Source organism: Salinibacterium sp. AL4.1 (assembly GCF_059767305.1).
In genome coordinates this window covers 235518-249789 of the sequence record NZ_JBSOQK010000001.1, presented here as the reverse complement: position 1 = coordinate 249789, position 14272 = coordinate 235518, and the positions used below count along the sequence as shown (strand labels likewise).

Annotated in this window: 18 protein-coding genes; 11 read left to right on the top strand and 7 right to left on the bottom strand. The window is 59.9% G+C overall.

Annotated elements, in window-relative coordinates:
* Nucleotides 1-128 precede the first annotated feature (128 nt).
* The 5 genes from sufB to ACWTV3_RS01275 are packed head-to-tail and all read left to right on the top strand — an operon-like array spanning nucleotide 129 to nucleotide 4203.
* Nucleotides 129-1547 (top strand): Fe-S cluster assembly protein SufB, encoded by a 1419-nt coding sequence (gene sufB, locus ACWTV3_RS01295; RefSeq protein ID WP_339620503.1) that lies wholly within the window; start codon nucleotides 129-131, stop codon nucleotides 1545-1547.
* Complete coding sequence (gene sufD, locus ACWTV3_RS01290; RefSeq protein WP_498476494.1) at nucleotides 1548-2735, top strand: Fe-S cluster assembly protein SufD; 1188 nt, start codon at nucleotides 1548-1550, stop codon at nucleotides 2733-2735.
* Complete coding sequence (locus ACWTV3_RS01285) at nucleotides 2732-3067, top strand: non-heme iron oxygenase ferredoxin subunit (protein ID WP_498476493.1); 336 nt, start codon at nucleotides 2732-2734, stop codon at nucleotides 3065-3067. Before sufD ends, ACWTV3_RS01285 begins: the two co-directional genes overlap by 4 nt.
* 37 nt (nucleotides 3068-3104) lie before the next feature.
* Nucleotides 3105-3869 (top strand): Fe-S cluster assembly ATPase SufC, encoded by a 765-nt coding sequence (gene sufC / locus ACWTV3_RS01280; protein WP_498476492.1) that lies wholly within the window; start codon nucleotides 3105-3107, stop codon nucleotides 3867-3869.
* A 4-nt stretch (nucleotides 3870-3873) separates the two neighbouring features.
* Nucleotides 3874-4203: a metal-sulfur cluster assembly factor gene (locus tag ACWTV3_RS01275; protein WP_100388990.1), complete on the top strand. Its 330-nt coding sequence runs from the start codon at nucleotides 3874-3876 to the stop codon at nucleotides 4201-4203.
* Here ACWTV3_RS01275 and ACWTV3_RS01270 read toward each other — a convergent pair.
* Nucleotides 4200-4826, bottom strand: a complete 627-nt coding sequence (locus ACWTV3_RS01270) for a biotin transporter BioY (RefSeq protein WP_498476491.1) — start codon at nucleotides 4824-4826, stop codon at nucleotides 4200-4202. The two genes, ACWTV3_RS01275 and ACWTV3_RS01270, sit on opposite strands and share 4 nt — an antisense overlap.
* Nucleotides 4827-4939: 113 nt before the next feature.
* Here ACWTV3_RS01270 and ACWTV3_RS01265 point away from each other — a divergent pair, with 113 nt between their 5' ends.
* A complete protein-coding gene (locus tag ACWTV3_RS01265) occupies nucleotides 4940-6538 on the top strand; it encodes an ABC-F family ATP-binding cassette domain-containing protein (protein WP_100388992.1) in 1599 nt (532 codons plus the stop codon).
* On the opposite strand, the gene ACWTV3_RS01260 is transcribed toward ACWTV3_RS01265, so the two are convergent.
* The 3 genes from ACWTV3_RS01260 to ACWTV3_RS01250 are packed head-to-tail and all read right to left on the bottom strand — an operon-like array spanning nucleotide 6535 to nucleotide 7906.
* Nucleotides 6535-7371 carry an SURF1 family cytochrome oxidase biogenesis protein gene (locus ACWTV3_RS01260; protein ID WP_498476490.1) on the bottom strand — a complete coding sequence of 279 codons (837 nt, stop codon included), beginning with the start codon at nucleotides 7369-7371 and terminating at the stop codon, nucleotides 6535-6537. The genes ACWTV3_RS01265 and ACWTV3_RS01260 overlap by 4 nt on opposite strands.
* On the bottom strand, nucleotides 7368-7610 hold the full coding sequence (locus tag ACWTV3_RS01255; RefSeq protein ID WP_100388994.1) for a hypothetical protein: 243 nt from the start codon (nucleotides 7608-7610) through the stop codon (nucleotides 7368-7370). Before ACWTV3_RS01255 ends, ACWTV3_RS01260 begins: the two co-directional genes overlap by 4 nt.
* Entirely contained in the window at nucleotides 7607-7906 is a 300-nt protein-coding gene (locus tag ACWTV3_RS01250) for a DUF3099 domain-containing protein (RefSeq protein WP_498476489.1), read from the bottom strand. The genes ACWTV3_RS01255 and ACWTV3_RS01250 overlap by 4 nt, the downstream gene beginning before the upstream one ends.
* A gap of 70 nt (nucleotides 7907-7976) precedes the next feature.
* On the opposite strand from ACWTV3_RS01250, the gene ACWTV3_RS01245 reads away from it, so the two are divergent.
* Entirely contained in the window at nucleotides 7977-8699 is a 723-nt protein-coding gene (locus tag ACWTV3_RS01245; RefSeq protein WP_498476488.1) for a beta-ketoacyl-ACP reductase, read from the top strand.
* 51 nt (nucleotides 8700-8750) lie between these two features.
* Here the strand turns inward: ACWTV3_RS01245 and serB are convergent, their stop codons facing one another.
* On the bottom strand, nucleotides 8751-9389 hold the full coding sequence (gene serB / locus ACWTV3_RS01240; protein ID WP_498476487.1) for a phosphoserine phosphatase SerB: 639 nt from the start codon (nucleotides 9387-9389) through the stop codon (nucleotides 8751-8753).
* 129 nt (nucleotides 9390-9518) lie between these two features.
* Here serB and ACWTV3_RS01235 point away from each other — a divergent pair, with 129 nt between their 5' ends.
* Nucleotides 9519-10301, top strand: a complete 783-nt coding sequence (locus ACWTV3_RS01235; protein ID WP_498476486.1) for an ABC transporter ATP-binding protein — start codon at nucleotides 9519-9521, stop codon at nucleotides 10299-10301.
* 73 nt (nucleotides 10302-10374) lie between these two features.
* A complete protein-coding gene (locus ACWTV3_RS01230) occupies nucleotides 10375-10626 on the top strand; it encodes a type B 50S ribosomal protein L31 (protein WP_498476485.1) in 252 nt (83 codons plus the stop codon).
* A gap of 143 nt (nucleotides 10627-10769) precedes the next feature.
* Here the strand turns inward: ACWTV3_RS01230 and ACWTV3_RS01225 are convergent, their stop codons facing one another.
* Complete coding sequence (locus ACWTV3_RS01225; RefSeq protein WP_498476484.1) at nucleotides 10770-11468, bottom strand: exonuclease domain-containing protein; 699 nt, start codon at nucleotides 11466-11468, stop codon at nucleotides 10770-10772.
* A gap of 143 nt (nucleotides 11469-11611) precedes the next feature.
* On the opposite strand from ACWTV3_RS01225, the gene ACWTV3_RS01220 reads away from it, so the two are divergent.
* Together ACWTV3_RS01220 and ACWTV3_RS01215 are read left to right on the top strand one after the other, a co-directional pair.
* Nucleotides 11612-12523 carry an alpha/beta fold hydrolase gene (locus ACWTV3_RS01220; RefSeq protein ID WP_498476483.1) on the top strand — a complete coding sequence of 304 codons (912 nt, stop codon included), beginning with the start codon at nucleotides 11612-11614 and terminating at the stop codon, nucleotides 12521-12523.
* Nucleotides 12520-13605, top strand: coding sequence for a glycosyltransferase family 4 protein (locus tag ACWTV3_RS01215; protein ID WP_498476482.1), 1086 nt, complete (start codon nucleotides 12520-12522; stop codon nucleotides 13603-13605). The genes ACWTV3_RS01220 and ACWTV3_RS01215 overlap by 4 nt, the downstream gene beginning before the upstream one ends.
* 13 nt (nucleotides 13606-13618) lie before the next feature.
* Here the strand turns inward: ACWTV3_RS01215 and ACWTV3_RS01210 are convergent, their stop codons facing one another.
* A complete protein-coding gene (locus ACWTV3_RS01210; RefSeq protein WP_498476481.1) occupies nucleotides 13619-14248 on the bottom strand; it encodes a histidine phosphatase family protein in 630 nt (209 codons plus the stop codon).
* Nucleotides 14249-14272 lie beyond the last annotated feature (24 nt).

Below are 14272 nucleotides of genomic sequence, written 5' to 3'. Positions count from 1 at the left end.
TCTAAGTTCGCCCGCGCAGTGTTGTGACACAGCGCACGCGAACCTCACGAAATATTCCCGGCAAAGTGCTGTGCGAAGGAATGCCAACGCAGCCACCTTGGTTGATAGGGGCAGGAAAAGAGGTACCAATGTCCGACGTGCTGATTGATCGTCCGGAACTCAATGGCTTGGGCCAGTATGAGTTTGGCTGGGCTGACTCCGACGTTGCGGGAGCCTCTGCGCGACGGGGCATCAACGAAGAGGTCGTTCGCGACATCTCTACACTTAAAAACGAACCCGAATCTATGCTCAAGATGCGCCTTAAGGGCCTCGAGCTGTTCGGTCGCAAACCCATGCCGAAGTGGGGCGCCGACCTATCGGGCATCGATTTTGACAACATCAAGTACTTCGTGCGCTCTACCGAGAAGCAAGCCCAAACGTGGGAAGACCTTCCGGCAGACATTCGCGACACCTACGAGAAGCTGGGAATCCCGGAAGCCGAGCGCAACCGCCTCGTCTCCGGCGTTGCTGCGCAGTACGAGTCTGAAGTCGTATTCCACTCGATCAACGCCGAGCTCGAAGCCAAGGGCGTTATCTTCATGGACACTGATACGGCACTGCGCGAGCACCCCGAGTTCTTCGAAGAGTACTTCGGAACCGTAATTCCGGCCGGCGATAACAAGTTCGCGGCTCTCAACACGGCCGTCTGGTCGGGGGGCTCGTTCGTCTACGTCCCTAAGGGCGTGCACGTAGAGATTCCACTTCAGGCTTACTTCCGCATCAACACGGAGAACATGGGCCAGTTCGAGCGCACCCTGATCATCGCTGACGAGGGTTCCTACGTTCACTACATCGAGGGTTGCACCGCGCCGATCTACAAGTCGGACTCGCTGCACTCCGCAGTTGTAGAGATCATCGTCAAGAAGGACGCCCGCGTTCGCTACACGACGATCCAAAACTGGTCCAACAACGTGTACAACCTCGTGACCAAACGAGCTATCGCGCACGAGGGCGCCACCATGGAATGGATTGATGGCAACATCGGCTCCAAGGTGACGATGAAATACCCGTCGATCTACCTGGTGGGGGAGCACGCCAAGGGCGAAACGCTTTCCGTCGCATTCGCTGGCCCCGGTCAGCACCAAGATGCCGGCGCCAAGATGATTCACATGGCGCCGTACACAACGTCATCGATCGTCTCGAAGTCTGTCGCACGGGGTGGCGGCCGCGCTGGTTACCGCGGAGAAGTCCGCGTGGACGAGAAGGCCCACCATTCGGCCAATACCGTTCGCTGCGACGCACTGCTAGTCGACACCATTTCTCGCTCGGATACGTATCCGGCAATCGACATCCGCGTGGATGACGTACAGCTCGGTCATGAAGCTACGGTTTCGAAGGTCAGCGCTGAGCAACTCTTCTATCTGCAGTCTCGCGGAATGGAAGAAGACGAAGCTATGGCGATGATCGTCCGCGGCTTCATCGAACCCATCGCGCGCGAACTGCCCATGGAGTACGCCTTCGAACTCAATAAGCTCATTGAACTGAGCATGGAAGGATCCGTCGGCTAAATGACCGTCGTTACACCAGAACAACACGGATTTAAGGCTCACAGCGACGGCGGATGGGACGCGAGCGAAAAAGGCTTTGTTCCTGTCCAGACTCGTTCGGAGCGCCCCAAGTCATTCGCTCACGACGATTTCGCTGCGGTCAACGGACTCGAAGCGGAGTGGAAGCTCACTCCCGTCAAGCTCGTCAAGCCACTCATCGACGACGCCCTCGACGGCTCGCCGTACGACATCGTTACTGACGCGGTCGACGGCGCCACCATCGAGTGGGTTCCACGCGAAGATTCTCGCGTCGCTTCCGCTGGCGCGCCCGAAGAGCGTGCTTCCGCTAACGCGTGGAGCAGCTTCGAACAGGCTTTGGCAATTACGTTGACGGGCGAAGAGCACCGCACAGTGCGAATTTCGCGCTCGACTCTCGGTACTGCTGCGCGCGGCGCGCACACGGTTATTACTGCTCGCCCTCACAGCAACACCACGGTGATCATCGAATCTGCTGGTGAAGCGTTGCTGAGCGAGAACGTTGAGGTCGTAGTCGAAGAGGGCGCGACTTTGAACTTCGTGAGCGTGCAGGACTGGGCGGCTGACGCCATCCACCTCTCCAGTCACTTTGTTCAGGTGGGGCGCTCGGCCACGTTGAAGCACACGATCGTGTCGCTCGGCGGCAAAGTTGTTCGCGTGAACCCGTCTGTTCATCTGTCAGGAGAGGGCGCCGACGGCGAACTCTACGGTCTGTACTTCGCTGACGCGGGACAGCACCTCGAGCAGCGCGTGTATCTACACCACCAGGCTGCCCAGACTCGCGGTCGCGTCAACTACAAGGGCGCGCTCCAGGGCGACGGCGCACGCACGGTGTGGGTCGGTGATGTCTTGATCGGTCGCGACGGTGCTGGCACAGACAGCTACGAGCAGAACCGAAACCTGGTTCTTACCGAAGGCACGCGCGCTGACTCGATCCCGAACCTCGAAATCGAAACCGGAGACATCCAGGGAGCCGGTCACGCCAGCGCCACCGGACGCTTCGACGACGAACAGCTGTTCTATCTGCAGGCTCGTGGAATCTCTGAGGCCGAAGCACGTCGCCTCGTGGTCATCGGCTTCCTCGCAGAGATCGTTCAGAAGGTTGGCGACGAAGAACTCGAAGCGCGACTTACTGTTGCGATCGAGTCTGAGCTGGAAGGAACGCACTCGTGACCGCTCAGCGTGTCTGCGGCGTCGAAGAACTTGAACTCAACAAGGCTTACCGCGTCGAGCTCGATGGCACCGCAATCTGCATCGTCAAGGACTCCGCCGGTGAGGTACACGCCATTGGCGACACCTGCACCCACGGAGATATCTCCCTAGCCGAGGGCTTCGTTGAAGACGGAGCGATTGAATGCTGGGCCCATGGCTCGCTTTTCTCGCTCGACACGGGAAAACCACTGAGTTTGCCTGCCTATGAACCTGTACCGGTCTTTGTAGTGAAGATCGACGACGACGGAGGGGTTCATATCGACCCCGAAGACACCGTCGCCATTGAGAGCTAACAGCTCTCCACACGAGACCATTAAGGAAAGAAAACGAATGTCAGTACTGTCAGTCAAAGACCTGCACGTGAGTGTCGAAACCGAGCAGGGTACAAAGCAGATCCTCAACGGTGTCGACCTTGAGATCAAGCAGGGTGAAATCCACGCCATCATGGGCCCCAACGGCTCGGGTAAGTCGACTCTCGCTTACACAATCGCTGGCCACCCCAAGTACCACGTCGAGGGAGGCTCAATCACTCTCGACGGCGCTGAAGTTCTCGACATGAGCATCGACGAGCGCGCCCGCGCTGGGCTTTTCTTGGCCATGCAGTACCCGGTAGAGATTCCTGGCGTCAAGGTCGCCGACTTCTTGCGCACTGCTAAAACCGCCCTCGCCGGTGAAGCCCCTGCTCTTCGTCCGTGGATCAAAGAGGTCAACGGGTCGATGAAGGCGCTCCGTATGGACAAGACCTTCTCTGACCGCAACGTAAACGAAGGTTTCTCCGGTGGCGAAAAGAAGCGCCACGAGATTCTTCAGCTTGAGTTGCTCAAGCCGCGGTTCGCGATTCTCGACGAGACCGACTCCGGCCTCGATGTCGACGCATTGAAGATCGTCTCGGAGGGCGTGAATCGTGCCCAGGAAGCGACCGGACTCGGCCTGCTGCTGATCACGCACTACACGCGCATCTTGCGCTACATCAAGCCCGACTTCGTGCACGTGTTCGTTGACGGTCGTGTCGCCGAAGAGGGCGGTCCGGAACTTGCAGATCGCCTTGAGAACGAGGGCTACGATCGATTTTTGACCGACACGAGCGTAGCCTAAGCGTATGTCTACCGTTCTGGCTCCCGCGCTCTTCGACGAAGTCGAAGAAGCCCTCAAGGACGTTGTTGACCCCGAGCTTGGTGTCAACATCGTCGACTTGGGTCTCATTTACGATCTCAGCTGGGATCCCGAAAACAATGCCCTGATCATCAGCATGACGCTGACCTCAGCCGGCTGCCCACTTACCGACGTCATCGAGGAGCAAATCGCTCAATCTCTCGATAACGTCGTCGAGGCCTTCCGCATCAACTGGGTGTGGATGCCGCCATGGGGCCCCGAAAAGATCACTGACGACGGCCGCGACATGATGCGCGCCCTCGGCTTCTCAATCTAGACAAACTCTGCAGCACGTGGTCGTCGCTGCAGCACTGCTTTCCAGGTAAACGAAAGTAGCGCTGCGGCGATTGTCACTTTAATGAGGGCGCCAGGGGTGAACGGTGCGACGCCAATAGCAAACAGATAGCCGAGGCTGAAGTCTTCACCGGCTTCTGACAGCACTCTCGCGATGCCCATCATTCCAAATGCATAGATGACAACACTGCCGATGACGCTGGCGAGAGCGGCTCGCCAGAAAGTCTTGTTCCAGCCCCGTTCGGCGAGGGCGCCGATCAACCAGGCCGCAGCGATGTAACCAATGATGTAACCGCCGCTGGTACCGGCAACGACATCGGCACCGCCTTGAGCGTTACTGAATACCGGGAGGCCACTAAGCCCGAGCGCTGCGTAAAGCAGCATGGCGAGGGTCGCCCGTGTGGCTCCGAGGCTGAGCCCTACGATCATCACAGCGAGCGTTTGTGCCGTAATCGGAACGGGATTCAGGGGAACAACGAGTTGCGCAGCGATCGCAGTGAATCCGGCCGCAGCCGCGATGAAGACGACGCTGGAAGCGGGACTCGGGCCGAAAATGAGATCGATCATCGTCGGCTTGAAGAATCGCTCGCTCACGCTCTTAGCCATGGCATTCCCTTTGAATCGTCGTTCGTGCACTGATCGACCAGCGCTAGGAAGTAGACTAGTTGGTTGGTGCTGTCGCCCACTTTCCCCAACCCCCAAGATTTGGATGTTTTGCCGTGCTTGCTGTGCATGACCTCGAGTTGCGCGTAGGCGCACGCATGCTGATGCAAGGCGTCAACTTTCGCGTAGACCGTGGAGACAAAATCGGGCTCGTCGGGCGCAACGGTGCTGGCAAAACCACGCTGACCAAAACCCTCGCGGGGGAGTTGGAAGCCACCGACGGCAAGATCGAACGCACGGGTGAAATCGGCTACTTGCCGCAGGACCCACGCTCGGGAAACCCCGAAGATCTCGCCCGCACCCGTATTCTCGATGCGCGTGGGCTGGGAAGCATCGTTCTCAAGATGCGTCAGGCTCAAGACGAAATGGGCAGCAGCGATCCCGCGATCAGCGCCGCAGCGATGGACCGGTACAGCAAGCTCGATGACCGCTTCTTAGCGCTTGGTGGTTACGCGGCCGAGGCCGAAGCCGCGTCTATCGCGAGCAACCTGAGCCTTCCTGACCGCATCCTCGATCAGCCGCTCTCCACGCTTTCGGGTGGACAGCGCCGCCGCATCGAACTCGCGCGCATTCTGTTCTCGGGCGCCGATACCATGCTGCTCGACGAGCCGACAAACCACCTCGACGCCGATTCAGTTGTGTGGCTCCGCGAGTTTCTCAAAAACTTCAGCGGCGGTTTGATCGTGATTAGCCACGATGTTGAACTGGTGGAAGACACCGTCAACAAGGTGTTCTATCTCGATGCCAACCGCCAATTGATTGACCAGTACAACATGGGCTGGAAGCACTACCTGCGCCAGCGCCAGTCCGACGAAGAGCGTCGCAAGAAGGAACGCGCCAACGCCGAGAAGAAGGCGTCAACGCTCCAGGCGCAGGCCGCACGTTTCGGTGCGAAAGCATCCAAAGCCGCCTCAGCTCACCAGATGGTGGCTCGCGCCGAGAAACTGCTTGCCGGGCTTGAGGATGTTCGTGCCTCTGACCGTGTCGCGGCTTTGCGTTTCCCGGATCCAGCACCGTGCGGTCGCACGCCGCTCATGGGTTACAACCTCAGCAAGAGCTACGGCTCGCTCGAAATCTTCGCGTCCGTCGATCTCGCGATCGACCGTGGCTCGAAAGTGGTCATCTTGGGCTTCAACGGTGCCGGAAAGACGACTCTGCTTCGGATGCTGGCCGGGGTAGATCTGCCGGACACTGGCCACATCGAGCCCGGTCACGGACTCCGAATTGGCTACTACGCGCAGGAGCACGAAACGATTGACGTCAAGCGCTCCGTGCTTGAGAACATGGTTTCGTCGTCGCCCAACATCACCGAGATGGAAGCGCGTCGTGTTCTTGGCTCATTCCTGTTCACCGGGGATGATGCGACTAAGCCTGCTGGAGTTCTCTCCGGTGGAGAGAAGACCCGACTTGCTCTCGCCATGATCGTCGTGAGCGGCGCAAACGTATTGCTGCTCGACGAGCCGACTAACAACCTCGACCCTGCGAGCCGTGAAGAAATTCTCGGAGCCCTCGCGAATTACACCGGTGCCGTTGTTTTGGTCAGCCACGACGAGGGCGCTGTCGAAGCCCTCAACCCCGAGCGGGTCTTGATTCTTCCCGACGGTATCGAAGACCACTGGAACAAGGACTACGCAGACCTCATCAGCCTGGCCTAAGAATCGAGCAACGCGTCTTCAATCTCCGCGTCGGTGGGGCCACGCTTTTCTGACTTGAGGCGACGCTTCTTCGCGCGCTCCTGCTCAGCGGGGTCGTCTTCATTGATCAGGCGGTACTCCTGACGCACAGCCCAACCCAGGCCGATAAAAGCGAGCACGCCAAACGCTACCCACTGGAATGCGTAGGACAGATGCGCACCTTCGTCGAGGAGCGGTTTGGGGTAGGCGAGTGGTCGTACGTCGACGGCAGGTGTCTCTGTGGCGAGCAACCCATAGGCGCCGGTGTAAGTAGAGTCGCCGAGGATCTCCGCGATCGCCGGTAAGTGAATGGTTGCGATCTGGCCCTCAGGAGCTGAACGTCCGAATACGGTTGGTTCACTCGGCTTGAGTCTGATGACCACATCGACGGTGCCCGTCGGAGCTTCGGGTACCGAATCCGGAGCGTCTTGGCTGTTACCCGAGGGCACCCAGCCGCGATCGACGATGATGATTTCGCCGCTCTCAAGTTGCAGCGGCACCAAAACTTCGAATCCTGACTGTCCGCCGTACGGACGACCTCGGACGAGGAGCTGTTCCTCGCTGAGATACTCGCCGCTCACCGCGACCGACATCCACTTATTGTCTTCGTCGAATTCGTTGAGCTCAGGCATCACTGAGTCAAGGGATCGCGGAGCGGATTCCCAGTTTTCACTGACGCGAGCTACTTCAGTAGCGGCCTCTTCGCGGCGATCAAACTGCCAATGTGAGAGAAAAACGCAACCAATTGCGAACACAATCACAAGCGTGAGGTAGCCGAACCAGCGACTTGAAAGCACGAAACGCCATTTACTCACGCAGCACCGCCATCCGGAACCATGCTGACGGGGGAGTCGAGATCGCTCACCAGAACGGGGAACCCCCGGCTTGCGAGATAGTCACGAAGAAACTCTTCGTGTTCGGCGCAGGCGAGCCATACCTTCACACGCTCGGGGCCGTGAATACGGGGGTTACGCCAGTTGACGTTGACCTGCGCTGGCGCAGTGCAGCCAGCGCGCGAGCACTGTTGCGTGCTCGGGCCACTCTCTCCGATCACCGAGCAGCCTCATCCGATCCATGAGCAAGGAAAGAATCACGCGACTCGAGAGCAAACTGCCCTGGCGCGCTCACGGTGCCCGAACGACGTGTCTCGACGTTCGCGAGGACGACCGCGACATACGGCAAGACCACTGCACCAAGAATCGGCAGCACGAGCCACCAGCCGCGCACGAACACACACAGCAACACGCAGACGACGCGAATCGCCATGGCTATGGAGTAGTTGATGACGCGGCGACGACGCTCATCATCCGGCCGCTCAGGGAGGGACGTGATCGACTCAGGAGTGTTCATTGGCTTTCTTCGGTTGCCGAGGTTGTACCCCTAAGCCTACGCCGCCCTCGGCGACTATATGCTGGGAACTATGAGCACCACAGCAACTGAATCACGAATCGTTCTCGTCACCGGCGGCAATCGCGGCATCGGCCGGGCCATCGCCGAAGAATTTGTGGCTCAGGGCTACCGCGTAGCCGTGACTGCGCGCTCGGGCACCGGCCCCGAAGGAACCCTTACGGTCACCGCGGATGTCACCGACGCTACAAGCATTGATGCCGCCTTCACCGAGGTTGAAGCCAAGCTCGGCCCAGTCGAAATCGTTGTCGCCAACGCCGGCATCACCCGCGACATGCTGTTGATGCGCATGAGTGACGAGGACTTCACCGACGTACTCAACACCAACCTCTCCGGAGCCTTCCGCGTGGTCAAGCGGGCTTCAAAGGGCATGATGAAAGCGCGCTTCGGGCGCGTCATCCTTGTGTCGAGCGTTGTCGGCCTCTTGGGCTCGGCGGGCCAAGTGAACTACTCCGCATCGAAGAGCGGTCTGATCGGGCTCGCTCGCTCGCTCACTCGTGAGTTGGGTAGCCGCGGAATCACCGCCAACGTGGTTGCTCCCGGTTTCATTGAAACTGACATGACAGCCGCTCTCGCGACAGAGCAGCAGGAGGCGTACCTCAAGCAGATTCCCGCGAACCGCTTTGCCCAGCCGGCTGAAGTTGCGAAAGCAATCACGTGGTTGGCCAGCGATGACGCCGGCTACATCTCGGGCGCGGTTATCCCAGTCGATGGCGGCCTCGGCATGGGCCACTAGCCCACACGCCTGCTGGGCAGCTGCCCAGCACTGGGCGACCTCGGATGCACGCTAGCTGCGCAATCCCAATAGCGGCAGAACGGCGCTGAGATCGCGAATGTCGATGTGTACGTCGGCGTTGGCGCGCACGATCGGTTTCGCGGTGATGCCGACAGACAGCCCTGCAACCTCCATCATGCGGAGATCATTGGCGCCGTCGCCGACGGCAATGGTTCGCGAGAGCGGAATGCCTGAATCGGCGACCCACTCGCGCAGTGCATCGGCTTTGGCTTGCGCATCGATGACGGGACCGAGAACCGCCCCGGTCAGTGCACCATCGACTATCTCGAGTCGGTTCGCTCGGGCGTAGTCCAACCCGAGCGTGGTTGCGAGGGGATCAAGAAGCTCATGGAAGCCACCCGAAACTGCGGCAACGCGGCCTCCGGCATCCTTCACTCCAGCAATAAGTTCGGTGGCGCCATTGGTGACCCGGATGTCGCGAGCACACTCGGCGATGACACTCTCCTGGAGCCCCGCGAGCGTTGCGACGCGCGCTCGGAGGCTCTGCTCGAAATCGAGTTCGCCGTTCATGGCGCGCGCGGTAATTTCGGTAACTTCTGGTTCGGAGCCTGCGCGAGCGGCGAGGAGTTCGATAACTTCATTCTCGATGAGCGTCGAGTCGACATCGAAAACAACGAGAAACTGTGCCACAACGAGGCTCCTTCTAACGACGATTACTGCCGCGAGGTTCGTCACCCCACCGCTTTACTCGTCAGACTATCGGGATCGCCCTTCGCGCCTCGCCCATAGAAGCCTGCGAAGCAATAGGATGAACACATCATGGCTAGCGTTCTTTCATTCACCGACGTCACCGTCACGCGTAGTGGCAACACGATCCTCGACTCCGTTTCTTGGAGCGCGGACGCTTCCGACCGGTGGGTGATACTCGGTCCCAACGGTGCAGGCAAGACAACGCTGCTCCAAATCGCTGCGGCGCAGATTCATCCCAGCTCGGGTGATGTCACCGTCCTCGACAGCACGCTCGGCTCTACTGACGTGTTCGATGTGCGCCCGCGCATTGGTTTTTCGTCGACCGCGCTTGCCCGCCGCGTGCCCAGCAACGAACGCGTTATCGACGTCGTGCTTACTGCGGCGTATTCGGTGACGGGGCGCTGGAATGAGGAATACGAAAGCGTCGACATTCGTCGCGCGCGCCGAGTACTCGCCGAATGGAGCCTTTCGCACCTCGAAGAACGTCGCTTCGGCGACCTCAGCGATGGTGAGCAAAAGCGAGTTCAAATCGCGCGCTCAGTCATGACCGACCCAGAAATTCTTCTTCTCGATGAGCCAGCAGCAAGTCTTGACCTCGGTGCACGGGAAGAACTCGTTCAATTGTTGAGCGGTTATGCGCAAGCGGAGACCGCGCCAGCAATTGTTATGGTCACGCACCACGTTGAGGAGATTCCCCGTGGATTTACTCACGCGCTGGTTTTGACCGAAGGATCTGTGCACAGCGCCGGTAGAATCGACGACGTTGTTACATCAGAGAACTTGAGCGCCGCATTCGGCCTCGAACTCATCATCACGAAAGACGCCGGCCGCTACACCGCACGAGCCGCCTAATCCTCTGATAGGCTTGTGTGTCGGTCCGCGTGACCGCCTACGTCTTTTTTCATCCAGAATCCAGGGAAATCCAATGAAGTCCGAGATCCACCCCACGTACGCGCCCATCGTTTTCCGCGACCTCGCGTCTGGTTCCACGTTCCTTACCCGTTCGACCGTGTCGAGCGAAAAGACGATCGAGTGGGAAGACGGCAACACCTACCCGGTGATTGACGTTGAAATCTCGTCGGAATCGCACCCCTTCTACACCGGTAAGCAGCGCATCATGGACTCCGCCGGCCGCGTTGAGAAGTTCAAGAACCGCTACAAGGGCTTCGGCAACTAGTAGCAGCCAGTTTTCCCTGAAGGCGACCGGATATCCGGTCGCCTTCAGTCGTTAACGTGGCGGACTGCACAATGCTCTCCGCCCCAACGGCAAGTGCGCAGCACCCGAGGGCGCTGCGCACTTCGACGCAATGAGCCGGGCGGCTACTGGGGGAGTGAACGCACAGGCCAGTCCGGGTTAGCCACAAAACTGTGATCACCCTTGGACGAGCGCATGTAGTCCTGAAAACTGGCGGCCTGATCGGCGTACCAGCGCTGCTGCTGCGAATGCAGTTCTCCGAACGGAATGCTGAGCTGGTCACCGTACTTGGCGAGGAGTGCCTGCGCGACGCGTGCCGCTGCGATGGCATCCGCCCCAGCATCGTGCGCATCGTCGAGTTCGACGCCGTACAGCGCGGACGTGACTTCGAGCGTGCGCTTGCCGCGACGGTAGCGGTCGACCGCTTTGTCAATCACGAGCGGGTCGATCACGATGTACGGCTCAGCGAGGCTATCAAGCGAGTACCGACGACATTCGCGGTCAAGCAGCGACAGGTCATAAGGAGCGTTATAGACAACCAGCGGGATTCCGAGAGCACAGGTCACCTTAAGGGTTTGCACGATCTCCGCGACGACCAAGGATGCCTGGCGGCCTTCCGTTTGAGCTCGTGCGGTCGAAATTCCGTGAATTGCCGCCGCACCCTCCGGAATCTCGATGCCGGGATCAGCGAGCCAATCCCACCGCGATACGACAGCGCCAGAGGCATCGACGATCGCGATGCAGGCCGAGACGATACGACTGGTTTCGACATCGACGCCGGTGGTTTCAAGATCAAAGGTGGCTAACGTGCCGGAGTTGCTCATGCACTTAGCGTAGAGCGCGACACTGACACCGGGAACTCGGCTCGCGGCACTCCGCGGGGAAGCGGCTAGCCGATCACTACTCCGCAGCACCCCCGATATGCTCAATGCCGCCAACCGTCGCCGCACTACATAGAATTGTCTGAATGAAGCCCGCATCGCCGTATGGAGCACTGCTCGACGCCACACCGGCGAAGCACTCCGAAATAGCCGTGCTGGGGTCATCCACCCATTACTGGGAGTACGGCCCTGCAGATGCCGACACCGTTGTGGTGCTGGTCCACGGGTTTCGGGGCGACCACCACGGTCTTGAGGCTGTCTGCGCCCACCTTCGCGGCATCCGCATCGTCAGCCCTGACCTTCCGGGTTTTGGCGAGTCCGAACCGCTCACCGGGCACGTTCATGACATCGCGGGCTACGCGATGTGGCTCGACGCGTTCGTAGGACAACTCGGGCTCAGCGGCCGGGCATACATTCTGGGGCACTCGTTCGGGTCGATTGTCGTGTCTGCTGCACTCGCACGCGGCCTCACTACGCCCCGACTCATTCTGGTGAATCCCATTGCTGCACCAGCGCTCTCGGGGCCCAATGGTGTGCTCAGCAAGATCACGCTCTGGTTTTACCAGGCTGCTCGCGCCCTGCCGCTCGCCATTGGCGCGCCGCTGCTCAGCAATTGGCTGGTCGTCCGCGTGATGAGTCTCGCCATGGTCAAGACCCACAACCCTGAGCTGCGCCGCTGGGTGCATCAGCAGCATCATGCTCACTTCAGCAGCTACGCCAATCGCGACAGCCTGCTCGAAGCTTTCGAAGCCTCGATCGGTTCGGATGTCAGCATGTTTGCCGAGAGCATCACGGTGCCCACACTCCTGATTGGCGCGCGTAACGATCCGATCAGTCCCGTTCCCGCCCAAGAGCGACTGCACACACTGTTCGCCGACTCTCAGCTCGAAATTTTCGACAACGTCGGCCATCTCATCCACTATGAGCGGCCGCGCGAAGCTGCCGAACTCATCGTCTCGTTCCTCGGCGCAGGAACAGTTGCGGAGCCCCACTCATGAAGATCGTTTTTGACTGCCGTTACACGCGCATCGGCCGCCACGATGGGATCAGCCGCTACGGCTCACGCCTCGTCGAAGAGATAAGCAAGGTCCACCCGGTGACAATGCTTATCTCTGACAAGCGCCAGCTTGAGCTGCTGCCTGATCTTCCGTGGGAGATGGCATCGTCTCCCACCGGCATCCTTGAACCTTTCGTGGCGCTTCAGGTGAACAAACTTAAACCGGATGTGGTCTTCACTCCGATGCAGACCATGGGGCCATTTGGCCGTAAGTATGCGCTCGTCACCACGGTGCACGACCTCATCTACTACAAGCACCCCACACCACCCCGCAATTTGCCCGCGGCCGTGCGCGTCATGTGGCGCCTCTACCACTTGACCTGGGCGTTCCAACGCGCCCTCTTGAACACGGCAGATGGACACGTCTCCGACTCCGACACCACGCGCAATCAGATGCTCGAGCACAAGCTCACTCGCAATCCCATTTCGGTGGTGACGCTCGGCACGGATAGTCCGGGGGAGTACGCCCCTCGTAGCGCACCGACCACACGTGAACTCGTCTACATGGGCTCGTACATGCCGTACAAAAACGTCGGTCTAATCGCCCGCGCGCTCCATGAGCTTCCGGGCTACACCCTGCACCTGATGAGCCGGGTCGATGACGCCAACAGAGCAGAGCTCACTGCTTTGGCGCCCGCCGACAGCCTCGTCTTCCATAACGGTGCAAGCGACGAGGTCTACACCGAGACGCTATCTCGCGCGACCGCTTTGGTCACTGCATCCCGCGACGAAGGCTTCGGCCTGCCCCAGGTCGAGGCGATGGTTCTCGGAACTCCCGTATTGGTCAGCGACACAGAAATCTTCCGCGAAATCTCCGGCCCGGCCGGGGGATTCTTCAGCCCGGATGACCCTTCCGAACTGGTACGCGAGGTGAAAGCTCTCGAAGACCCCGCAACCTGGCAGGCACGCTCCACCGCGGCGCGCGAGCGGTCGGCCGAATTCACGTGGGAGAAGGGCGCGGCAACGCTGTATACGGCCCTTGAAGATGCTGTCGCTGCTCGTGGCGCAAAGAAGAAGCGCTAGCGAGCATGAACCACTAAAGAGTACTTTCGCGCCGAGCGAGAGCGTTCTGAGCAGCGAAGTCTTCGCCACCCTGGCGCTCTGACTCTTCTTCGATGGGATCATCGAAGTCCACCAAGGTCAGAGATCCGTCGTCGTGACGGAAACTGTGCACCGAGCCGTTCGCGATCCGACCATGAGAGTGATCGGGAGCGACTGCGGCGAGAACAGCAGCAATGACGCCTCCGTGGGCAACCACGATGATCGACTCGCCGTGGTGCTCTTCAGCGAGCGACACGAGCGCGGGAAGAACTCTCTCGACCACAGACTCTCGCGATTCTCGACCCGGGACTTCGACATCCGCCGAATAAATGGCATCGATCTCCTCGGCAGTGCGCCCCTCGGCAACCCCGTAGTTGCGTTCGACAACAGCAGCGATGGGCTCGGGCGCCGGCAGCCCCACCTCGGCGGCGATGATCTCGGCTGTCTCCATGGCACGCGACAAGGGGCTGGCGAAAATGCCGTTCCATCGGCGGCGAGCGAGAAGGGCACCGGTGGTTCGAGCCTGGGCACGACCAGTGTCGTTCAGCGGGATATCGGTGCTGCCCTGAATGCGACGCTGAAGATTCCAGTCGGTCTCTCCGTGCCGCACAAGGTAAATGAACACAACGCTCCATTCGAAAGGCAGGAC

What these genes read in the sequence shown, in the direction of transcription:
- sufB (WP_339620503.1), top strand. Translation starts at nt 129, where the DNA reads ATGTCCGACGTGCTGATTGATCGTCCGGAACTCAATGGCTTGGGCCAG.
- sufD (WP_498476494.1), top strand. Translation starts at nt 1,548, where the DNA reads ATGACCGTCGTTACACCAGAACAACACGGATTTAAGGCTCACAGCGAC.
- sufC (WP_498476492.1), top strand. Translation starts at nt 3,105, where the DNA reads ATGTCAGTACTGTCAGTCAAAGACCTGCACGTGAGTGTCGAAACCGAG.
- ACWTV3_RS01275 (WP_100388990.1), top strand. Translation starts at nt 3,874, where the DNA reads ATGTCTACCGTTCTGGCTCCCGCGCTCTTCGACGAAGTCGAAGAAGCC.
- ACWTV3_RS01270 (WP_498476491.1), bottom strand. Translation starts at nt 4,826, where the DNA reads ATGGCTAAGAGCGTGAGCGAGCGATTCTTCAAGCCGACGATGATCGAT.
- ACWTV3_RS01250 (WP_498476489.1), bottom strand. Translation starts at nt 7,906, where the DNA reads ATGAACACTCCTGAGTCGATCACGTCCCTCCCTGAGCGGCCGGATGAT.
- ACWTV3_RS01245 (WP_498476488.1), top strand. Translation starts at nt 7,977, where the DNA reads ATGAGCACCACAGCAACTGAATCACGAATCGTTCTCGTCACCGGCGGC.
- ACWTV3_RS01235 (WP_498476486.1), top strand. Translation starts at nt 9,519, where the DNA reads ATGGCTAGCGTTCTTTCATTCACCGACGTCACCGTCACGCGTAGTGGC.
- ACWTV3_RS01230 (WP_498476485.1), top strand. Translation starts at nt 10,375, where the DNA reads ATGAAGTCCGAGATCCACCCCACGTACGCGCCCATCGTTTTCCGCGAC.
- ACWTV3_RS01225 (WP_498476484.1), bottom strand. Translation starts at nt 11,468, where the DNA reads ATGAGCAACTCCGGCACGTTAGCCACCTTTGATCTTGAAACCACCGGC.
- ACWTV3_RS01220 (WP_498476483.1), top strand. Translation starts at nt 11,612, where the DNA reads ATGAAGCCCGCATCGCCGTATGGAGCACTGCTCGACGCCACACCGGCG.
- ACWTV3_RS01215 (WP_498476482.1), top strand. Translation starts at nt 12,520, where the DNA reads ATGAAGATCGTTTTTGACTGCCGTTACACGCGCATCGGCCGCCACGAT.